The sequence below is a fragment of the Limosilactobacillus kribbianus genome, from assembly GCF_026413145.1.
GTDB classification, from domain to species: domain Bacteria; phylum Bacillota; class Bacilli; order Lactobacillales; family Lactobacillaceae; genus Limosilactobacillus; species Limosilactobacillus kribbianus.
This window is the reverse complement of sequence record NZ_JAOVYZ010000032.1, coordinates 1-21,349: the sequence shown is the minus strand read 5'-3', so window position 1 is coordinate 21,349 and position 21,349 is coordinate 1. Positions and strand designations below refer to the sequence as shown.

At 49.2% G+C, this 21,349-nt stretch carries 17 protein-coding genes and 1 pseudogene; 12 read left to right on the top strand and 6 right to left on the bottom strand.

The features are described 5' to 3' along the window. A pseudogene (locus OCT58_RS07265) lies at nt 1-103 on the top strand (IS30 family transposase); the annotation flags it as partial. Between the two features lie 23 nt (nt 104-126). Here the strand turns inward: OCT58_RS07265 and OCT58_RS07260 are convergent. Continuing rightward, nucleotides 127-1,134 (bottom strand): glycosyltransferase, encoded by a 1,008-nt coding sequence (locus OCT58_RS07260; RefSeq protein ID WP_267202211.1) that lies wholly within the window; start codon nt 1,132-1,134, stop codon nt 127-129. A gap of 240 nt (nt 1,135-1,374) precedes the next feature. Between OCT58_RS07260 and OCT58_RS07255 the strand changes: the two genes are divergently transcribed. Beyond that, nucleotides 1,375-1,806 (top strand): CopY/TcrY family copper transport repressor, encoded by a 432-nt coding sequence (locus OCT58_RS07255; RefSeq protein WP_267202210.1) that lies wholly within the window; start codon nt 1,375-1,377, stop codon nt 1,804-1,806. A 160-nt stretch (nt 1,807-1,966) separates the two neighbouring features. On the opposite strand, the gene OCT58_RS07250 is transcribed toward OCT58_RS07255, so the two are convergent. Beyond that, a complete protein-coding gene (locus OCT58_RS07250) occupies nt 1,967-3,334 on the bottom strand; it encodes a hemolysin family protein (protein ID WP_267202209.1) in 1,368 nt (455 codons plus the stop codon). A 148-nt stretch (nt 3,335-3,482) separates the two neighbouring features. Between OCT58_RS07250 and OCT58_RS07245 the strand changes: the two genes are divergently transcribed. Beyond that, nucleotides 3,483-5,222 (top strand): ABC1 kinase family protein, encoded by a 1,740-nt coding sequence (locus OCT58_RS07245; protein ID WP_267202208.1) that lies wholly within the window; start codon nt 3,483-3,485, stop codon nt 5,220-5,222. A gap of 49 nt (nt 5,223-5,271) precedes the next feature. Here OCT58_RS07245 and OCT58_RS07240 read toward each other — a convergent pair whose 3' ends face one another. After that, nucleotides 5,272-5,664, bottom strand: a complete 393-nt coding sequence (locus tag OCT58_RS07240) for a VOC family protein (protein WP_267202207.1) — start codon at nt 5,662-5,664, stop codon at nt 5,272-5,274. Nucleotides 5,665-5,774: 110 nt separating this feature from the next. On the opposite strand from OCT58_RS07240, the gene OCT58_RS07235 reads away from it, so the two are divergent. The 3 genes from OCT58_RS07235 to OCT58_RS07225 all read left to right on the top strand — a co-directional run bounded on the left by OCT58_RS07235 (nt 5,775) and on the right by OCT58_RS07225 (nt 9,092). Continuing rightward, the gene (locus tag OCT58_RS07235; RefSeq protein WP_368669257.1) at nt 5,775-6,167 is read left to right on the top strand and encodes a fluoride efflux transporter FluC; all 393 of its coding nucleotides are present in this window, start codon (nt 5,775-5,777) and stop codon (nt 6,165-6,167) included. Further along, entirely contained in the window at nt 6,160-6,498 is a 339-nt protein-coding gene (locus OCT58_RS07230; protein WP_267202205.1) for a fluoride efflux transporter FluC, read from the top strand. The genes OCT58_RS07235 and OCT58_RS07230 overlap by 8 nt, the downstream gene beginning before the upstream one ends. A gap of 74 nt (nt 6,499-6,572) precedes the next feature. Beyond that, complete coding sequence (locus OCT58_RS07225) at nt 6,573-9,092, top strand: ATP-binding cassette domain-containing protein (protein WP_267202204.1); 2,520 nt, start codon at nt 6,573-6,575, stop codon at nt 9,090-9,092. Between the two features lie 57 nt (nt 9,093-9,149). Here the strand turns inward: OCT58_RS07225 and OCT58_RS07220 are convergent, their stop codons facing one another. Both OCT58_RS07220 and OCT58_RS07215 read right to left on the bottom strand, forming a co-directional pair. Beyond that, entirely contained in the window at nt 9,150-9,839 is a 690-nt protein-coding gene (locus tag OCT58_RS07220) for a TVP38/TMEM64 family protein (protein WP_267202203.1), read from the bottom strand. A gap of 5 nt (nt 9,840-9,844) precedes the next feature. Then, nucleotides 9,845-11,095, bottom strand: a complete 1,251-nt coding sequence (locus OCT58_RS07215; RefSeq protein WP_267202202.1) for a DUF2075 domain-containing protein — start codon at nt 11,093-11,095, stop codon at nt 9,845-9,847. A 180-nt stretch (nt 11,096-11,275) separates the two neighbouring features. Here OCT58_RS07215 and OCT58_RS07210 point away from each other — a divergent pair, with 180 nt between their 5' ends. Beyond that, nucleotides 11,276-13,048: a 1-deoxy-D-xylulose-5-phosphate synthase gene (locus OCT58_RS07210; protein WP_267202201.1), complete on the top strand. Its 1,773-nt coding sequence runs from the start codon at nt 11,276-11,278 to the stop codon at nt 13,046-13,048. 172 nt (nt 13,049-13,220) lie between these two features. Beyond that, nucleotides 13,221-15,464, top strand: coding sequence for a mucin-binding protein (locus tag OCT58_RS07205; RefSeq protein WP_267202200.1), 2,244 nt, complete (start codon nt 13,221-13,223; stop codon nt 15,462-15,464). A 43-nt stretch (nt 15,465-15,507) separates the two neighbouring features. Here the strand turns inward: OCT58_RS07205 and OCT58_RS07200 are convergent, their stop codons facing one another. Beyond that, nucleotides 15,508-16,860 (bottom strand): aspartate aminotransferase family protein, encoded by a 1,353-nt coding sequence (locus tag OCT58_RS07200; protein WP_267202199.1) that lies wholly within the window; start codon nt 16,858-16,860, stop codon nt 15,508-15,510. 419 nt (nt 16,861-17,279) lie between these two features. On the opposite strand from OCT58_RS07200, the gene OCT58_RS07195 reads away from it, so the two are divergent. The 4 genes from OCT58_RS07195 (at nt 17,280) to OCT58_RS07180 (ending at nt 21,221) form a co-directional block, all read left to right on the top strand. Beyond that, entirely contained in the window at nt 17,280-18,671 is a 1,392-nt protein-coding gene (locus OCT58_RS07195; protein WP_267202198.1) for an amino acid permease, read from the top strand. A 110-nt stretch (nt 18,672-18,781) separates the two neighbouring features. Continuing rightward, nucleotides 18,782-19,651, top strand: a complete 870-nt coding sequence (locus OCT58_RS07190) for a DNA/RNA non-specific endonuclease (protein ID WP_267202197.1) — start codon at nt 18,782-18,784, stop codon at nt 19,649-19,651. A 434-nt stretch (nt 19,652-20,085) separates the two neighbouring features. Further along, nucleotides 20,086-20,502, top strand: coding sequence for a glycosyltransferase (locus OCT58_RS07185; RefSeq protein ID WP_267202196.1), 417 nt, complete (start codon nt 20,086-20,088; stop codon nt 20,500-20,502). After that, the gene (locus OCT58_RS07180) at nt 20,466-21,221 is read left to right on the top strand and encodes a glycosyltransferase (RefSeq protein ID WP_305069111.1); all 756 of its coding nucleotides are present in this window, start codon (nt 20,466-20,468) and stop codon (nt 21,219-21,221) included. Before OCT58_RS07185 ends, OCT58_RS07180 begins: the two co-directional genes overlap by 37 nt. Nucleotides 21,222-21,349 lie beyond the last annotated feature (128 nt).

Below are 21,349 nucleotides of genomic sequence, written 5' to 3'. Positions count from 1 at the left end.
GATGCATCGTCGGAATAACATTCCTCGCAAGTCATTGAACTACCGCACACCACTTGAAGTATTCATGAAGCACGTCACCGATGAGCAACTAGCTTTTTTCTAACTTAATTTGACATTTCGGGAAAGTTAATAATAATAATTAAAGATGGCCTCGGTTAACGCGCGCTTAGTAAATTCACCGTTTCGAATTAAGGTCGAAAATTTAGCAATTGAGTCAACCATTTGGTCGTATTCGGCAGGGCCGAGTGCTGCTACTTTTTGCTGTGCCTCTGCCAGAGAATCAACTAAAATGCCCAGATGCTTTTCCTCAATAATTCGGTGTTGCGTAATGTCTTTATTAGCAATTACGGGAATTCCAGCTGCCAAATAGGTGCTTAATTTGAAAGTAGCGTTCATTTGCATATAGTTTTGCCAAGTTGGGTCAGAGGCCCACACGAGACCAAAACCGGCATTTTCGCGCAAGTCGTAGAGCAATTTGGCATCACTGTTTTGCCAGGGGGCGTACAGGTAGTTAGCATTCGCTGGCTTTTGACCATTGCAATAAATTCGCAATTTAACCTGCTGATTGTCCCAATTTTGGATGAAGGCTGCCGCCTTAGTATCGTCCGTGATTCCGGCATAAGTTATGACGGGGCGGTACTTTGGCCGTGGTCCTAAATCGAATGTGACGGGGTGATCCATCATGTGCAAGCTAATCGTTTTTGCGGTTAGGCCATTTTGCTTGAGAAAAGCACTCATTGCGTCGGAATGCGTGATAACTACTTCAGCCTGGTTGAGTGTATTGATTTCGGTTGGAAGAAAGCTAGCCGCTTCGATACTCATCTGTGAACGAAGATCTTGGATAAAGAAAAATAAATGTGCTCCGTAGCTCTTAATTTCCCGAATAAGTGTATTCGTAAAGCGATCATACTCCCAGGTTGGATACTGCATAACAACAATATCACCGTGCTGCAGAGAGGCGACGATACCATCAACCCGCCCAAATAAGACATTCGTTGGTTCGTCTGCCCAGACATAATGATAGGTACCTAATTCCTGAAATCCCAATGAATCGCACGCAATTTGAGTAACCATGTTTTGTGCTTGCTGGGCGGTCCCGGGAAATGCGTAAATATTTGTAATATATTTTTTCATTACTAATTTTGAACCTCTTCCCAATTTTTGACAAATTATCCCTGTTAATATTCATTTTAGTTGATTGACTTTTAGAAGAAAAGTGCCTAAAAGTACTTTTTATTAAGATGCTAACGAGAATGTTGAAAATGTCGAATTAATAGCAGGAGAGCAATTGACAGGCCAGGGATTCTTTGAATTTAGCCTTGCAAGTGGTAAAATATATTTACGAATGTAAACGATAAATGAGGAGGGAACCGAATGGAAGAAACGGCATTAGAAATTACACCGGCTGAATGGCAGGTGATGCGAATCGTTTGGACCTTGGGGGAAACCACCAGTAGCCAGGTAATCATGATCTTGCAGCGTAAGGTTGATTGGAAGCCCGCCACGGTCAAAACGCTCCTGCGACGACTGGTAACCAAGGGTGCCTTGGCAACAACCAAGCAGGGGCGCGGTTTCATCTATCGACCACTAGTAACCGAGCAGTCAACGATGGATGAAGTTGCCGATGGGCTCTTCTCCAGCATTTGTGAACGGCGCGTCGGAACGACTTTGGAACACGTCATTGACCATGTGACATTAAGTAAGGCTGACGTAGCTAAACTTCAGGAGGTCCTCAAGCAAAAGGCTGCAACTGCCCCGGATGAGGTTGAATGTAACTGCGTGCCGGGAATGCAAATGCGATGTTGAAAGGGAGCATCAGTTGGCCCGTTTATGCTCTTTGACATGGTGGAGCTGCGGACGGCCTATCAGATGCCCGAATCCAGAATTTGAATAAGCCGATTTTCTTACCAAATAATAAAAGGGGTTGCAAGTACGATTTCGTGCACGCAACCTCTTTTTGCTATTCTTATTTTTCTTCCTTGTCCTGACCATCTTCATCTGTTGCCGGCTTTTTCTTCTTTGGACGGATGTAGATGACCTTGAATTTATTTACGTAGGCGTTCTGCAGGTCCAACGGGATGAAGGAGAAGTTGTCGACTCTAATCGGCTGACCGACCTTGAGATCGTATTGCCGCTCAAGGAAGAAGCCGGTCAAGGTCGTTACCTCGGAGTTCTCAAACTGCTCGATCTTTGTGTGGAAGAAGCGCTCAAAGTCGTCCAGTGGCATCTTACCGGAAATCTCGTAGGTAGGGTTCCCCTTGGAGTCCGGCCCCTTCTTTTCAATCATGTCTGAGGTGGCGTGGTCAATCTCTTCACCAACCGTACCGAAGAGCTCCTCGTAGATATCCTTGTCGGTGATGATCCCTGAGGTCCCACCGTACTCGTCCTGGACGACGACAATCGGTACCTGCTTCTTGATCATTGTCTGCAGAACCTTGGTGATCCGCTCGTTTTCGTAAACGATTGGGATTTTTCGCATGATCGTCCGGATCGACTGATCAGGGTTGATTTGGTTCTGCCGCATCACGTCGTAGGAGAAGATGTAGCCGAGAATGTGGTCCTTATCGTTATTGGCAACGACTGGGAACCGGGTGAACTTCTTTTCAAAGTACAACTGAGCGGCGTCGGCTACTTTGGCTTTGATGTCGATGACCGAAAGCTGGGTCCGGTCGATCATGATGTCCTCGGCAACCTTGTCGTTCATCTCGAAGGCCCGTTGCATGAAGACGACATCTTCCTTGTCCATTTCACCGGCCTTTTCTGATTGGCGGGACAGAGTCACAATTTCGTTTTGTGAGTAAGTGTCCTCTTCCGGCTGGACGTTATAGCCCAGCATCTTGGTGATCTGCGCCGCTACGACAGCAAAGAGCCAGACGAACGGGTAGAAGATCGTGTGGAAGAACTGGACGATGTGGACGATCGACAGCAGAATTGGCACCGGTCGGTCGATCGCCATGTTCTTTGGTACCAGGTCGGTGAAGACGGCGTGGAAGAAGGTGAAGATCAGCACACCCAGGATTGGGGAGATAACTTCCCGAACACTGGCCGGGACGATCGTGATCTTCATCAAGAGATCGGTAATGAACTGATCACCAATCCACCCTAAAATCAGGGAGGTCATCGTGACCCCAACCTGGGCGGTGGACAAGTACTCGTTTAAGTTGGCGACCATGTGCTCGGCCCGCTTAACTTTTCGGGTCTGCTTCAATTCCTTTAATTCACTCGGCCGGACCTTGACGACCGAGTATTCCAGCAGGGTAAAGAGCGCTGCCAGCAACAGAATTAAAATGATAACAATTAGCTTAAACCAATATGAAGACCATAATTCACTCATATTTGATAGATTCACCTAGTCTTTCGTTTGATATTTCAATCTCTATTGTAGCAAGTTCCGCTCCCGGTGACTACATATTTGTGGCGAAGCGCGGCCGATTCTGCGGTAAAATAAAAAGTGAATCAAACGGGATAAAGGATGAGGCAAAATGACCAGTGAAACCAACGATATTAACAAGAGCCAGCGGCTGCGGGAGATCATGGCGATCATGCGTCGCCACCATTTTCTTAGCAATTTCTACCATCAGACCAACCCCCAGGAGGTCTGCGCGGCCTTTCAAGAGCTCGGCCCGACTTTTATCAAGCTTGGTCAAATTCTTTCGACGCGATCCGATCTGGTTTCACCGGCCTACATCAAGGAATTGCGCCGGCTCCAGGATCAGGTCAAGGCTGATTCCTTCACAAGCGTTCGGCAAACTTTTGAGACCCAAACGGGCAAAAAGCTTACCGATGTCTTTTCGCACTTTGACCACGAGTCCTTTGCCTCGGCTTCGATTGGCCAGGTCCACCACGCAATTCTAAAGGACGGAACGCCAGTGGTTGTCAAAATTCAGCACCCAGCGGTGAGCCAACTGGTCAACACCGACATTGCCCTGATGCGGCGGGCGGTGAAGCTGCTGCGGTATGTGCCCACCGACGTCACCGTCGTCGACCTGAATAAGGTTCTGGACGAATTGAGTACCTCCCTGCTCAGCGAAGTTAACACCATGAATGAGGTCCGCAACGGCCAGCGCTTCTATGAGCTGAACAATGGGGACGATATCATTACTGTACCACGGGTTTATGCCAAGTACTGTGCTCCCCAGATCTTGGTTAACGAGGAAATGAAGGGGGAGAGCGTCCGGGGGCTCTATGATGCGTCAAAAGATCCGGTCGACCAGAAGGAAGCACTTCAGGCGAAGCGCAAGTACATCGCTAATGTCCTGGTCAAGAACTTTCTCAAGCAGGTTTTCGTCGATCACTTCTTTCACGCCGATCCTCATCCCGGCAATATCCTGATTCAAGAGGGAGCAGATCAAGGGACGATGAAGACCACCCACAACCATCAGGCAACAGTTGGTCCGGCCACCGTTCAATATACTCAGGAGGAACCGTTGCCGAATTATCGGATCGTCTACCTGGATTTCGGGATGATGGGAACGCTGACGCCGACAATGGCCGACGGGATCGCTAACGTGGTGCTGGCAATTACCACCAAGAATACTCGGCGGATCGGCCAGGCGGTCTTGGCAATCTGTAACAAAACTGGTGCAGTGGACGAGCCGCAATTTCTAAAGGAGCTGGGCAACTTCATCCATCCCTACCTATCGATGGGGCTTGGTGACATCGACTTTACAACGATGCTTTACCAAACCGTTCAGCTTTGTCAAAAGAATCACCTTCAGATGAAACCTGAAGTGACGCTATTAATTAGGGCTTTTGGCGTCTTAGAGATTACGGTGGCTAAGCTGGACCCGGATATTTCGATGATGAAGGTGGCCCGGCCGTTTGGGGTGCAGTATCTGAAACGCAAGTTCAACTGGCGCGATACCCTGGACGACAGTTTAATTAACCTCTATTCGGCGGTTAGTGAGACGACCAAGCTGCCGGACAAGCTCAGTGCAACCCTGGAAACGATTGCTAACGGGGACGCCCAGGTCAATTTCAGCTATCGCGGTCAGGATCGGTTGGTTAAGCAGGTGGAGCGGATCACCAATCGGTTGCTGATCGTGATCATCCTGGCGGCAGTTATCTTGGGCTCATCGATTCTTGTCGAGGGCAGTAATGGGCATCCCCATATTTTTCACCTTGGGGTTGTTGGTTACTCGATCGCGCTGCTTGTCATCTGTGCCCTGGTGATCAGCGAGTTCTACCACCGTTGGAAGGACTGGCGAAACCGGAATAAATAAGTGAAACAACACCCGATAAATCCACGGATTTATCGGGCGTCGTTTTTACTTACTTGTTCTTATAAACTGCAATCTCGATCAAATTCTGGTCGGGATCGTGGACATAGATTGAAGTCATTTCTCCCTCAGAACCGTATTTTGGGATCGGTCCTTCCACCACATCGACATAGTAGCTGCGCAGGTGATGGAGAATATCGTCAAACTGGTCACCAGCGACCAAGCAGAGATCGGCGGCACCACTTGTTGGGTGTGGAGCCTTCAGCGCAGTGTCACGGTCGGCCTTTTGAAGCCGAATCAGCTGGTGACCGCACCGCAACGTAATCACGTCGGTGGTAGTCTGCTGCTCAATGACCGGCATGTCAAAGACCTCATGGTAGAAGCGCATTGATTCCTCCAGGTCGCTGACAGTCAGGACGACGTGGTCAATTCGGCGCATTTTCATATTAAAACCCTCTTCTTCTAAAATAGTCTGCCTTGATTATACTGATTTTTCTGGCGACTTGGCAATGGGCAGTGATAAATGTACAATTAAAAGGCTATTTTCAGATGGGAGTGAATGTTTTGAAATTAAAGAATGTGCTGAGCGTGGCTGCTTTTGCCTTCCTTGGTGGGGCTGGCCGTGATATCTTCAGTCAGTGTTTTTATAGTGCCGGCATTTTATTTGCCAACCTACTGGGGTGTTTTCTGTTAGCCTTTTTGACCTACTATGTTATTGAGCGGGACCTGCTAGCCGGTTGGCTAGACGCCGGCCTGGGCACTGGGCTGATCGGTGCCTTTACGACCTTTTCGTCCTTTGCAACAGCAACCGTCAAGCTGGGACAGGGGAGTGTTCTTGTCGCCGGTGCTTATTTCTTAGCAAGCGCTCTCGGCGGGCTGGTTATGGCCTGGCTGGGCTTTGTTCTTGCCAAACGCTTAGCGGGAAGGGCGGTGACAACCGATGATTAACGTTGGCTGCGGGGCGGCGCTCGGTGCCGTCTTGCGTTACCTGCTGACGACCCTTTGGAAGCGGCAGCGGATCGATTGGCCGCTCGCGACCCTGGTGATTAACCTCAGTGGTGCCTTTGTCTTGGGAATACTGACCAGCCACCTAACACCGGGTTCGGTCGCGATGACTTTCTGGGGTGTTGGTGTGCTGGGTGGCTACACGACCTTTTCGACCTTCAATACCGAGTTGGTGGCGATGATCGATGAACGCCGCTGGGCTGCCATCGCTGCCTACCTGCTGCTTTCTTACGGTGGGGGACTCGCCCTTGCCTGGCTGGGGATGCAGCTGTAGCCATTTTTACTTGACTGTCCCGCCGGTGGATGGTTTATGCTGGGGATAGCAATTTTGTGAAATGGGATGATTTTTTGACGGAAGCAAAGCAAAAACTACCGACGAAGATTGAGGTCCGTGGCGCCCGGGTGCATAACCTTAAGAATATCGACATTGACATTCCGTTCCATCAGTTCGTGGCAATCTCCGGCCTGTCGGGATCGGGTAAGAGTTCACTAGCGATGGGGATTCTCTACGAAGAGGGCTCGCGACGCTACCTTGAGGCCCTCTCGACTTACACCCGGCGGCGAATCAAGTTGGGTGCCCAAGCTGATGTCACCAGCGTTAAGCACATCCCGTCGGCCCTGGCGCTTAAGCAGCGGCCAGCGATCCCGTCCGAGCGGGCCACCGTCGGGACGATGAGTGAAACCTTCAACGTCATTCGACTGATCTTCTCCCGGCTCGGGTCGCCGGCCTGTCCAAACGGCCATCGACTGCAACCGAGCCTAGCAATTGCCCAGGCGATGAGCAAAGGCGACGACACAATGGGGCAATTAACCTGTCCAATCTGTGGAGCGACTTTCTCCGCCTTCAGCGCCGAGGATTTTGCTTTTAATTCCACTGGGGCCTGCGAGCACTGCCAGGGAACTGGTCGGGTGCGGGAACTGGACGAGGCCAAGCTGATCGGCGACCCCAATCTCAGCCTGGCTGATGGGGCCGTGGCCTCCTGGCACCTTCCTGGTCGGAACTTCATGCCGAGCGTGGCCCAGCAGGCTGGAGTCCGGATCCACGTTCCCTATAAGGATCTGACGGATAAGGAAAAGGATTTCGTTTTAAATGGACCGAAGAAGAAGTTTCGGATGGACTTTCGCTCCGGGACTGGCCGGGTCTTCCACGACTTCAACGCCCTCTATGAGAACGCTCACGAAGCCGTTTTGGAATCAGCCCGGACCAGCAAGAGTGAGCGGGCCCAGAAACGGATCAGCGAATTTTTCCATTATTCGACCTGCCCGGTCTGTCACGGGACCCGTCTCAAGCCGGAGTTGTTGAATCAATTGGCCGGTGGCATGAACATCGCACAGGTTAGCGAGTTGACCCTGGGCGAGCTGCCGGACTGGAAGAAAAAGGTTCAGGCCAGCCTGCCTGCCGATATGAAGAAGATGGCCGATTCGCTCTTTAAAGAATTCGACGACAACCTGCGACCGCTCCTGGAACTGGGGCTGGACTATCTGACCCTGTCGCGGAATGGTAACAGCCTGTCGACCGGTGAGCTGCAGCGAATCCAACTGGCGCGGACGCTGCGGACGGAGACAACCGGCGTGCTCTATATTCTCGATGAACCGTCGATTGGGCTGCATCCCGATAACGTCAGTGGCCTGCTGAATGTCTTTCGCGAGCTGGTCGACCAGGGCAATTCCTTGGTAGTCGTCGATCACAACGTTGACATCATCAAGGCGGCGGACTGGATCATCGAGATTGGCCCCGGTTCCGGCGAACAGGGTGGCCGGATCCTGACCCAGGGGACACCTGCCCAGATAGCAAACGACCCGGCGTCAAAGATCGGTCCCTATCTTAACGGCCAGGCGAAATTGTTGGCCCGACCGCACGAAAGCTTAGCGGCCAAGGACCAGATTAAGTTCCGGGTTGCTAATTACTACAACCTAAAGGACGTTCAGGGACAGTTGCCACTCAATCGGCTGACGGCGATCACCGGCTTTTCTGGGGCGGGAAAGACCAGCCTGATCCTCGATAGTCTCGTTCCAGCGATCAAGGCTCAGACCGCGGGACTTGGCTTGCCACGCCAGGTCAAGAAGTTAGAAACCCCGGTCAAGGAGGTTGTCAGCGTGGACGCCGCACCGATTGGCAAGACAATGCGGTCGACCGTTGCTACCTACACCAGTATCATGGACAACCTTCGCCGGCTTTTTGCCGCCCAGACTCTTGCAAAGCAGAAGCACTACACGCCGAGCTGGTTTTCCTACAACAACAAACAAGGAGCCTGCCCGAATTGCGGGGGCAGTGGGATTGTGACGCTGGACATCCAGTTCCTGCCGGATATGCAGCAGATTTGTCCCGTCTGCCATGGTGATCGTTATAACAAGGCCGTTCAGGAGGTCAAGTGGCATGGCTACTCAATCGTCGACCTATTGAAACTCGACGTAGCCGCGGCTCTGCCGGTCTTCAAGCGGGCGCCGAAGATTGAACGGGAATTAAAGCTGCTTCAAGAAGTCGGTCTCGACTACCTTCACCTGGGTGAAAGCACACCGAGCCTGTCCGGTGGTGAGGCCCAACGGCTCAAGCTAGTCAAGCACCTCAATCGCGACCAGGGGGAGACGCTCTTCGTTTTTGATGAACCGACGATCGGCCTCCATCCCCTCGACGTCAAGATCCTGCTCGGTGTCATGCAACAGTTGCTTGACCGGGGTGCGACGATCGTGACGATTACCCACGACCTAAACCTGATTGTCAACGCCGACTACCTGCTTGACCTGGGACCCCGTGGTGGCAGCAAGGGTGGTCGAATCGTTGCCCAGGGACGGCCGCTTGACTTGATTCAAAAACCAACTAGTTTGACGACCCGCTACTTGGCAGAGTACTGGGGCCGGTTTAACTAAAAAAATGGATTTGCAATCTCGCAACTATGACGCGAGATCGCAAATCCATTTTATTTTCTAGGCTGCTTGCCGTTTCATCTTATTGCTTTTAATCATCTTTTTCACCAGGAAGTAGCAGAGCAGGACGATCACGATGGCGATTACCGCCGCGATGATCCGCTTGCTGTCGCCCTTGAAAATTGCGTCCCCACCAAAGGCATAGATAAAGGAGGTTGGCGCCATACCAATGGCCACCATCGGCAGGAACTGCTTGCGACTGACCTTCAGCCGGGTGCAGGCAAAGTTGACCAGGACGCTAGGGATGATTGGAATCATGTAGCCAATCGTCAGCCCAATCAACGGGTGCTTTTGGTTCAGCAGGTAGCCGAGCAGCTTCGACTTCTTGGCTCGTTTGGACAGGTCAATCTTAGCAATCAGGTTCTTGACCGCGCAATTGCCGAGAATGTTGCCGCACCAGTTGATCAAAAAACCAACGGCGGGGCCGTAACAGAGGCCGGCAAAGATGCAGACGACCGAATTGGACATCCCCGGGATGGCGTTGAAGATGGCAATCAGGATCAGCAGCAGGAGCATATCCCAGGCACCGTGGCTGCGGATCAGTTTCAGCAGAATCTGTTGGTTATGGTGGGTCGGATTGAGCAGTAGTGCAATTTCCGGCCGGTAGTCCCGGTAAATCAGGAAAAGAATGAGCAGTGCGGCGATGATGCCGGCACCGATCAAGGTGGGTTTGTTAAGGTATTTTTTCATGCGGGTTATTCCTCCGTGGGCAGGTGAAAACCAGCCTGGGTAAACAGTTGCGACAGTGTTTGGCGAAGCAGTGGGTCGTGGGCGTAAAGGTAGGTTCCGTAGACGCCACGTTTGAAGAGGACGTTGAGCGAATTCATAACCATCCGCTTTTCGAGCTGCTCAATTTGGGCTGGATCGGTTAGGTCGGCCCGTTTCTTGAAGGCCTCGGTGTCCGTGTACTTGTCGAGGTTGATTTGAAGCTTTCTGGTGCCTGGCGTTTGGCTGATCGGCGGGCCAAGAATGATGCCGGTGTAGTTGAGATCGAAGCCCTGGCAGGTGTAGATCGAGCCGACCTCGTTGATCGTCTGGGGCAGCTCCGCCCAGGAAGTTACCGTGTAGTTGTACTGGTCCCAGGGCATCTTGAACCTGCCCTCCTGGATGTAGTGTTTGCCACCGTCAAGGGTTGACGGGTAGCCCGAGGTGGAGAGAATCCGTGAGAGCCCCACTTCCCTGTTGCGTTGGACAATTGCTTGCCGCATTTGCTCGACATCCGAATAGATCCGAAAATCGTAATGCGTGCGGGCACTGGCCGGCAGGGGCGTTAGCCGGTAATCATTGGTAAAGGTGTTGAACCAGTCAACCAGTTCCTGGCTGGCGTTCATCCGAAACATCTTGGTCAGGTGATATTCCTTATGCGGGTACCGATTGGTGATCTGGTGGAGGCGCTCCGGAGTCCAGAGGCTCTTCATTCGGAGAACCTGGTACTGGTCAAAGACAATCACGACCACCTTGGCCCGTTTGATAATCTCGACCAGCTGGTTGTCGTGGTAGAAGTTGTTGTAGTGATCGGGCTTAGAGAGTAAAAGGTGGGCCTCGTCGATAATGGCGACGTCGATGGTCTCCTGGTGCTTATCTAATTGGTTAATCAGCGAGGTCGGTCGGGCAAAGTCCTTCTTGTAGAGTTCCGGCAGACCACCAGCAATCTCCCGGTATACCTTTAAGATCTCGGGGTGGTTGACCAAAAAGTAATTGGTAGTGTGGTAAAAGGGCGAGCTGGGGTCCTTCCTGGCGGCCGTTTGCAGGCGGTCGAAGAGTTGGGAGAGGACAACGCTCTTACCGGTTCCAGCGTCACCGACGATTGTATAGATTGCCGGCCAATCGCCCTGGAGGTGGTTAGCCGTAAAGGATAAAATATCATCGACGAGGCGAGCTTGCTCAGACGTTAATTTTTTGAAGGGTGAGAGTTTCTCAATTGCAGCGTTGCTAATCTGTGTCATTTCCGAATCGTTCTTTCGTCTAGTAGAATCACTCTAATGGTATCTTAAACCGACGCAAGACGTCAATTTCCAACAATAGATAATTTCCCGATAAGTAAAGAAAGTAATAAAATACTAATTAAGGTATCGGAGAAAATAAGTAATTGTGAAATAAACACTAATTAAAGGAGTGGGCTTCTGATGAATCTGCATCCAGATTATTTATTAAACGAAGTAAACGAACCGGCAGATATTAAGAAGATGTCGCTGGATGAGCTGAAAGAACTGGCGACCGAGATGCGCCAACTAGTCCTGGAACGGGACGCCGCAATCGGTGGTCACGTGGGTCCTAATCTGGGGGTGATGGAACTCACGATTGCTTACCACTACGTTTTCAATTCTCCTCACGACAAGGTGGTGTGGGATGTTTCTCACCAGTCTTACGCCCATAAGATGCTGACGGGACGGAAAATGGGCTTTTTGGATCCCGATCACTACGAGGACGTGACTGGCTACACGTCACCTGAGGAGAGTGTCCACGACTTCTTTGAGATTGGGCACACCTCAACCTCCATTTCTCTGGCGATTGGATTGGCGCAGGCGCGGGACTTGATGAAGCCGCAGTCGAAAAACAACATTGTAGCCGTAATCGGGGATGGTTCGCTGAGCGGTGGTCTAGCCTTTGAGGGCTTAAACAACGCCGCCAAGCTGCATTCCAACCTGATCATCGTGGTCAACGACAACCAGATGGCGATCGACAAGGACCAGGGCGGACTCTACCAGGGCCTTAGGGAGCTGCGGAATACCAATGGTCAGGCCGCTAACAATATCTTTAAGTTCATGGGCTTAGACTACAAGTATGTGGCGGACGGCAACGACCTGCAGACAATGATTGATGCCTTCCGCAGCGTCAAGGACATCGATCACCCAATCGTTCTCCACGTCAACACCGAAAAAGGGAAAGGCTACGCGCCGGCCGAGGAACACAAGATGGAGTACCACTGGCGCAATCCATTTGACCTAAAGACCGGCAAGGACAAGCACCCGGTTGTCAACGGCTATAGCGAGGCCATTCTGGATGAATTAGACAAGCAGGTAGAGGCGGGAGTACCGGTGGTAGCCATCAACGCCGCTATTCCGGGCGTCTTTGACCTGAAACGATTTCAAAAGGCGCACCCGGACCGCTACTTTGACGTCGGGATTGCCGAACAGGACTCGATCACGACGGCGACAGCAATGGCCACGGCTGGCGCCCGGCCGGTGGTCTTCCAGAACAGTACCTTCCTTCAGCGGGCCTATGACCAGCTGATTCATGACATGGCGCTGAACGATTCACCGGTGGTCATGATTGTCCGGGGTGGAACGATTGCCTCGGGGTCAGCCACTCATCAGGGCAGCTTTGACATTTCAATGATCAGCACCCTGCCAAACATTGAATATCTAGCACCAACCAATGTCGAGGAAATGATCTCGATGCTGCGCTGGGCCCTGAAGCAGACCGAGCAGCCGGTCGTGATTCGTCAGCCGGAAAAGGAACTGCTGCATGGGACACCGAGTCAGGATGATTATTCCCGGATCAACTATGACGTGGCTCATCAGGGAAGTGAAGTGGCGATTATGGCGGTTGGTGACTTCTGGAAGCTGGGCGAGGAGGTTTGCGACCAGTTAAAGAAGAAGCTCAATATTGACGCCACCCTGATTAATCCAAAGTCGGTTACCGGGATTGATCAGCACGACCTTCACCATCTAGCCGAAAATCATGACGTAGTGGTCACGTTGGAGGACGGCAACCTGAGCGGTGGCTTTGGCGAGACAATCGCCCGCTACTACGGTCCAACCAATATGAAGGTTTTGAACTTCGGTGCACCGCGTGAATTTGCGGATAACATCCCACTTGAAGTGATGGATGAGTGGTACCACCTGACGCCAAAACAGATCGTTGATGACATTGAAGGCGTGATTCACTCACTATAGTTTTGATTACCAATATCCGTTACGTTGATTCGTGACGGATATTTTTTTAATGACAGAATCCTAATCTAACGGCATCCAGCAGCAAAAATCAGAAAAAGTTTAAATTAAAAAAGTGTCATTGGTCATTTCTTTCGTATTTATTAAGTGAGCGATAAAATAGGAGGAATGAAAAATGCAACACAAAAAGTTTTATCACTACTCAATGGTAAGCCTGCTTTCGGCAACTGCACTACTTGGATGCACATCAATGCCAGCCTTGGCCGAACACCATGCTGGAAGCACACCACCAGCGGTCGCTAAGCCAGTCACTTCCCAGCAGGGTCTCGTAGAGGATCAAACGGTAGCCCGTACCCAAGAGGTGTCGCGGGTAATTACTTATATTAATCCAGTGACTAGTAAAGAACAGCAAGTTGTCAAGTTTGATCAAAAGGGCAATCGTCTTGAAACAAATGATGATATTTGGCCAGAATTTGCCCCACCATATTTTGAAGGTTACCGGGCCAATTATTCGCTAGTCGAGGCTAAAAGAGTTCCAGCACAAATTGCGGATGACAGCCGCTCTATTCGGTATTATTCAGCTGATTCGGAGAGCTTCCTGCATCCTTGTGTTACCATTGTTCAATTCTGGGATGTTCATGGAAACATTGTCGCCCCGGATCTTCTTATTAAAATCCCTGCTGAACAAACTGACGCAGTTCTAGAAATACCGACGCCACCCGAGGGATGGGAATATGTAAATTCTCTTCCGAAGGCAATTCATATTAGTAAGATGGCATCAGGAGTTTCATTGTTAGTTCAAAAAAGCTCACCAACAGTTAGTCGGCAGGAAAGCAAAACGATTACTCGTCAAATCATTGTTCACTTGCCAAGTGGTGATAAGACGGTCACTCAAGAGGTAACCGCAACCCGGACAGTGACAACTGCCCACGGAAAAACGAGAACGGGAGAGTGGGAGATTCCCGCCTTTGTGGAATATCAGGCCCCGGTGGTTGAAGGCTATGTGGCAGACCAATTGACGATTTCAGCCCAGCAATTGGATGCCAGTCAACTAGATAGTCAGCTTACCCCAATTGAAATTCATTATCAACAGCAGGAAAGTGCTAAAGATGATGGGCAAAAAGATCAATCAGGGACGAAAGAGGATGACGGTAAGCCTACCGGTACTGATTCCGGTGATAAGCAAACGGATCCAGAAGCCAAGGATAAGGGCGTGGGCGACGACACCATTGATTCTGACAGGAAAGAATCGACAGAATCAAAGAGTGAAGGCAGTCAGACAGATCCAACGCCAACTACCAAAGACGAAGGCGTGGGTGACGACATCATTGACTCAGGTGATAAACAGTCACCAGAGATGAAGGATGAAGGCAGCCAGACGGATTCAACGCCAGCTACCAAAGACGAAGGCGTGGGTGACGACACGATTGACTCAGGTGATAAACAGTCACCAGAAACAAAGGATGAGGGGAGTCAGACGGATTCGACGCCAACTACTAAGGACGAAGGCGTCGGTGATGACATCATTGATTCAGATGATAAGCAGTCCCCAGCGACAAAGGATGAAGATAGTCAAACAGATCCAACACCAGCTACTAAAGACGAAGGTGTAGGCGACGATACAATTGACACTGACGAGAAAAGGTCGGCAGAGTCAAAGAGTGAAGGTAGCCAAACAAATCCGACGCCAACTACTAAGGACGAAGGTAGCCAAACAAATCCGACGCCAACTACTAAGGACGAAGGTAGTCAGACAGATCCAATCCCGACGACTAAAGATGAAGGCGTCGGTGATGACACCGTTGATTCTGACGAGAAAGGATCGACAGAGTCAAAGAGTGAAGGCAGCCAAACGGATTCAACGCCAGCTACCAAAGACGAAGGCGTGGGTGACGACACTATTGATTCTGACGAGAAAGAATCGACAGAATCAAAAAGTGAAGGCAGTCAGACGGATCCAACACCAACTACCAAAGATGAGGGCGCCGGTGACGACACGATTGACACAGACGAGAAAGAGTCGACAGTGTCAAAGGATAAAAACAGCCAAGCAGATCCAAATTCAACTAAAGATGAGGCTACACGGGCAGATCAAGTTTCAGGCGCCAACCAAGAAAGCCAAGTTCAAATGGCACCAACAATCGACCAATACCTTCCACAGGGGCAGACGAGTGGTCAACCATCTTTACCAAATCAATCGACTGATGAAGTCAACCCACTGGCCTTCCATGACCGTCTAAGCCAATTGCAGGAGCCATTGAATGACTTGAAGAAAACAACACCGGATTGGAATAAACAGGAACAGAGCCAGTTGCCACAAACGGGGAATCGACACCGGGATGCAACTATTCCGGCGCTACTGATGGCGGCATGGGGCCTTGTTCTTGCTTGGTGGCCTTTACGAAGAAAAGAGCATTAAAAAAGAACAAGCCCGAGTAATGACTTGTTCTCATCACAAATGTTTACCAACCCTCGTGGATCAGTTCCTCTGGTAATTCAATTCGATCATGTTCGAAATCGTTAAAGACCTCGTCAAGAATTTCAAAGGCACGGTCGAGTAGCTGCCGGCTGATTGTCAATGGCGGTTGGAACCGCAGAACGTTGCCGTGAAGCTTTACCATGATAACGCCCTTTTGAAAGGCACGGTAAATTATTTTTGCGGCTGCCTCGGGGTCTGGTTCCTTGGTCTGGCGATCTTTGACCAGTTCAATCCCGCCATTCAAACCAAGAACCCGGATGTCCCCGATACAATCGTACTTATCGGCCAATTTCTGGAATTGCTGCTTAGCGTATTCGCCATCAACTGCTGACTTGTGGACCAGATCTTCGGAGTCGATAACGTCCAGGGTAGCCAGGGCAGCAGCGGCAACGACAGGATTCCCACCGGCCGTAAAAACATAGGCTGAAGTCTTCAGTGAATCCATGATTTCCGCGCTACCCAGGACGGCACTCATTGGCAAGGCACAGGCAAGTGATTTACCGGTTGCCAGAAGGTCTGGAGTGATGCCAAAGTGCTGATAAGACCAAAATGTTCCGGTCCGCCCCAGGCCCTGGTTGATTTCGTCAACGGCAAACATGATGCCATGATCGTGACAGAAATTGTAAACTAGTTGAACGTACTCCCTTGGTGGAATAATGATGCCAGAGTCGCCTTGAATTGGCTCCATGATGACGCCCGCGGTTTCCTCGACCGGCAGGTAAGTATCAAAGGGACGCTTGAAGGCTTCAAAGTAACGCACAGCTACGTCATGCTCGCTCTCACCGGGGTGGCGCCGGTAGAGATTCGGGTAGGGAACATGAACCACGTTAGGCAAAAGCGGCCCAATTTTGCGAATCATGTCGACATCACAAGCTCCCGCGGTCAAGGCCCCATAGGTTGAACCATGGTAGGCACCCTCGTAAGAAACAATGTAGGAGCGGCCGGTTGCGGCCCGGGAAAACTTAATTAGTGCCTCGGTAGCATCCGATCCCGAGGTCCCGTAAGCAACCTTCCCACGCCCATTTCCCGGCGCCAGAGCGGCTAGACGGGCTCCTAGCTTAACGCTGACGGGGTTCGTGAAGTAACCGGCATCGTAACCAATAAAATTATCGATCTGCTTTTTCATGGCCTCAACGACCTTGGGGTGATTGTGCCCGATATTCATTGCCGAATCACTGCCTAAAAGATCAATGTATTTCTTACCCTCAACGTCGGTGACGATTGAACCCCGGGCCGACTTGATAACAAGATTAAAGTATTGAATCAGCTGCGTTTCTGCAATGTTTTGGTGGTTTTCGTGTACTAGTTGGTCCCCAAGCGTGTTTTCCCATGCCATTGCTCATTCCTCCAATTATGTGAAAACGATGATAAAAATATTTGAAAATACTTTAGCACACCTCATTAAAAAATACAATTCTTCTAATCTCATTAGTGTAGACAGGCAAGTAAATTAAAAAAATCAAGCAAATTTCCAAATTTATCTTGCATTCTTAATTTTCTCATAGTATTCTAATAGCAACGATACGAAAGGGAATTGGAGGAATCAATCATGCAATTACACAACCAATCAATTATTCATCAACTAACCTCCACCTCAACCACAACAACATTCACCGTGGTTGAGCACCTTTAAGGTATTTTCAAAGATATGCTAATGAACGGCTATCCAAAGCGTCTCAACCACTGATCCACTTCGGCATTGGTTGACGGACGCATTGGGTAGCTTTTTTCGTACCAAGAAATGGGGTTATAGAGATGGATAATTCAGAAAATGTCAAGTTAAGGCGGACGATGACTCCCGGCCAAATGGAAATGATTGCCATTGGGGGAACGATCGGGAGTGGACTTTTCATGGGGGCTACTTCAACTATTAAGTGGACCGGCCCGTCCGTGTTGCTCGCTTATGCCTTCGTCGGCCTGGTGCTGTACGGGGTCATGCGGGCGCTGGGGGAAATGATCTACATTAGTCCCGGGACCGGCTCCTTTGCTGATTACGGTTCTAAGTACATTCACCCGATGGCCGGTTACCTGACGAAGTGGAGCAATGTTTTCCAGTTCATTGTTGTCGGAATCTCAGACATCATTGCCATGAGTCAGTACCTGAATTACTGGTGGCCGAACCTGCCGGACTGGATTTCTGGTCTGGTGATGATCACAATTCTGACCCTTGCCAATCTGGCATCAGCCAAGGCCTATGGCCGACTCGAATTCTGGTTTGCGATGATCAAGGTGGTCACGATCATCGCCATGATCATCCTGGGGTTGTTGGTCATTGTCCTCGGGCTCGGGAACAACTGGCACCCGGTTGGGATTTCTAACCTGTGGACGCACGGTGGCTTCTTTACTGGTGGCTTCATGGGCTTCATGTTCTCGCTGTCCGTGATCGCTGGTTCCTACCAGGGAATCGAGCTGCTGGGGATTACCGCTGGTGAAGCGGCTTCTCCCCGGCACGCCATTGTTAAGTCCGTTAAGTCCGTTATCTGGCGGATCCTGATCTTCTACATCGGTGCGATCTTCGTCATTGTTTCCATTTATCCATGGAATCAGCTGAGTGCCGTGGGTTCGCCATTCGTTGAAACCTTCACCAAGGTCGGAATTACCGGTGCGGCTGGAATCATTAATTTCGTTGTACTGACGGCGGCCTTATCCGGTGCTAACTCTGGAATCTATAGTGCCAGTCGGATGCTGTTCAAGCTGTCAATCGACGGTGAAGTGCCAAAGGTCTTCTCTCGCCTGTCCAAACGGGTTGTGCCAAATGTGGCCATCCTGACGATTGCTTTCTGGATCTTCCTGGGCTTTGCAGTGAACATGCTGCTGAATGCTTTCAGTGCCAGTGCTAAAAACATCTTCGTGATTGTTTACAGTTCCAGTGTCCTGCCCGGGATGGTACCATGGTTCATCATCCTGTTGTCTGAACTAAACTTCCGAAAGCAGCACCCAGAAAAGCTGGAGAACCACCCGTTTAAGATGCCGCTTTACCCGGCTTACAACTACTTCAGTCTTGCTGCCTTGACGATCATTTTGATCTTCATGTTCTTCAATCCGGATACCCGGGTTTCCGTTTCCGTCGGGGTCGTCTTCCTGGTGATCATGAGCTTGATTTACAAGTTCCATACCTCCAAGAAGCTGGCTAGCGTTAACGATTAGAAACAAAAATCGTCCAGAATCTCTTGGGCGATTTTTTATATTCTGACCATTTGTTCGCTTTTTATAGTAAAATAGGCATGAGCTTTTACTTTATTAAGAGGGGAACGAAGATGTTTCGATTAAAAAATAAAATTTGGAAGCTGATAGCAGCTCTGGTTGTGATCTTTGGTCTCGGCGGCTTCCTGCAGCGACCAGCAAATGGCAATGCGGCCTTGACTCAGGGTGTTCAGCGCTTCATGGCCTGGGGCAAGAGCAATTCAGCCCAGTCCAAGGGTAGTACTACTGGAACCACTAGTCAGAGCCAGAGTACACCACCGACGAAGCAAGAGGCCGCGGTTGTTTTAACGCCGGAAGTGCGCCAGCAGTTGGGGAATAACATTGTCTGGAACGGTCACGGGGCATTTATCATCGACAATAATCAGTCCGGCTTGAATGCCAATATTTCGAGTGCGCCCTACGCGGTTAACCAGGTGGACAGCCGAGGACGCGCCTGGCGAGGGGATGCCTGGCTGAATAAGACTACTCGGCAATATCAGAACCGCTCCACGACCGGCAATGGTGCGACTAACTGGAAACCCGCGGGCTTCTTGCAAGCCTATAATTTGACTGGTGGGTACAGTCATGCCTATGATCGCGGACATTTGCTAGGTTATGCCCTAGTCGATGGTATCAAGGGCTTCGATGCTTCCGAGTCTAATCCGAAAAACATTGCTACTCAGACGGCTTGGGCAAACGAGGCCCGTAGCAGCACCTCGACGGGGCAGAACTACTACGAAGGAATTGTTCGCCAAGCCCTCGATCAGGGCAAGCGCGTTCGCTACCGGGTCACCGATATTTATAGTGGAACCAGCATCGTGCCAGCTGGCGCCCACATTCAGGCGAAGTCGAAAGACGGTAGTGTTGACTTTAATGTCTTCGTGCCGAATGTACAAAATAATATCGAGATTAATTATGCAACTGGTGCGGTAAAACAAAGATGATCTAAACATTGATGTGACAATAAAAAGGAGCTGTTTTGAGCTTCTTTTTATTTTTAGCAAAGCTTGAATAATTATAAGTTTTGATACTAAAATTACTGTTAAATAACGTCAAAATATGACCTCTGTGCCATTTTTGGTCCACATTGGCAAAAACTAACAAAGGCGAACTTGTCAATCAAATTGCTAAATTACTATCAGCAAAATGATGTAATATTACGCATGTGAATAAAATTGGGTTTGATGTGCTCCAGCATAGTGATAAAGCCTTAAAATGTACTATATATAACATGTATGCTTGGCATTGTACTTCGTTGGTATCAATTTTATTTTCCAACATCGATCTAGCATAAGTTGAACAAGATTCAAATGATCGTAAAATTCATCCAAGCACAATGCTATAAACAGTAAATTATTTAATGAATGGAATGAAATCAATGATAACTAAAGTAATTGTATTAGCGGCAGATAATCAGTACATCAATCAATTAACTACGACACTAAAGTCGATTTTATTTAATAATAATGGAGTCAAAGTTTATGTTTTGAATCCTGATATACCACAAGAATGGTTTTTGGGTGTTAATAATTACGTAAACCAGATTGGTGATCAAATTGTTGATTATAAGTACCAGCCTGATGAATTAGCCAACGTTCATAATATTGCAGATCGAGTAAGCAACTCATCATATGCGCGATTCCTGATTTCAGATGCAGTCGCGGAAGACAAGGCTTTATATTTGGACAGCGATTTAATTGTTGATGGAAGCCTAAACTACCATTCACAAAACAATCACTCTTTTATGCTGTCCCAGACCTGCTTGGTCCAAATTTTAATGCTGGGGTTTTATTAATCAATAATCGGGCACTCAAAAAAGAGCCTGCTTTATCTGCAAGACTCATCGAAGCTGGCAAAAATAATTTCTTAGAAAATGGTGATCAAACTGTTTTTAACCAATTTTTCAGTAATCGGACTCAAAAGTTAAGTTATCGCTATAACTACCAGGTTGGGCAAGATGTCCGTTTAGCTTATACTCAAAAATATGAGAAACAGCAAGTAATGGATAAAGTCCACGATCCGCTGATTATTCATTATGTGACGAGTCAAAAGCCATGGTATTATATCAGCAGCTCTCGCTTACGGAATAAATGGTGGCAATATTATCTATTAGGGTGGTCGGATATTGTCAATCGTTTTAAGTTCAAAATGCCACTAAACTTTAGAAAGTCAGCATTTACCTTTACTAACACTCAAGATATTGTTGGTATCGATAAGCTTGTCAAAGCATTACCAGATTGGAAATTTAATTTTGCGGCTTATTCACTGTTCGGGTGGAATCTTAAACAATATATTGTTAATCCCAATGTCCGCTGTTGGGAAAGTGTGATTGATTATCATCTAAAAAAGCTAATAAGTGAGAGCGATGTTTATTTGGATATTAATAGGGGACCTAAGGAAGAAAAATTTATTACGGAATTCTTAAACACAGGGAAGCCTGTCTATTCATTGGTCGAAGTGGCTGGTAAAAATTTTGCAAAATTTTGCAAATTATTTAAACTATCATCTTTTTAAAAATGTCCTAAATTTCAAGAATAAGTTAGCCACTGGACTCAAATAAATAATACTGACCAATTGATTATTGGTTGATGGAGCTGTGATATCTCTTGGTAGAAGGCCTTACGATAGATATCCATTGACGA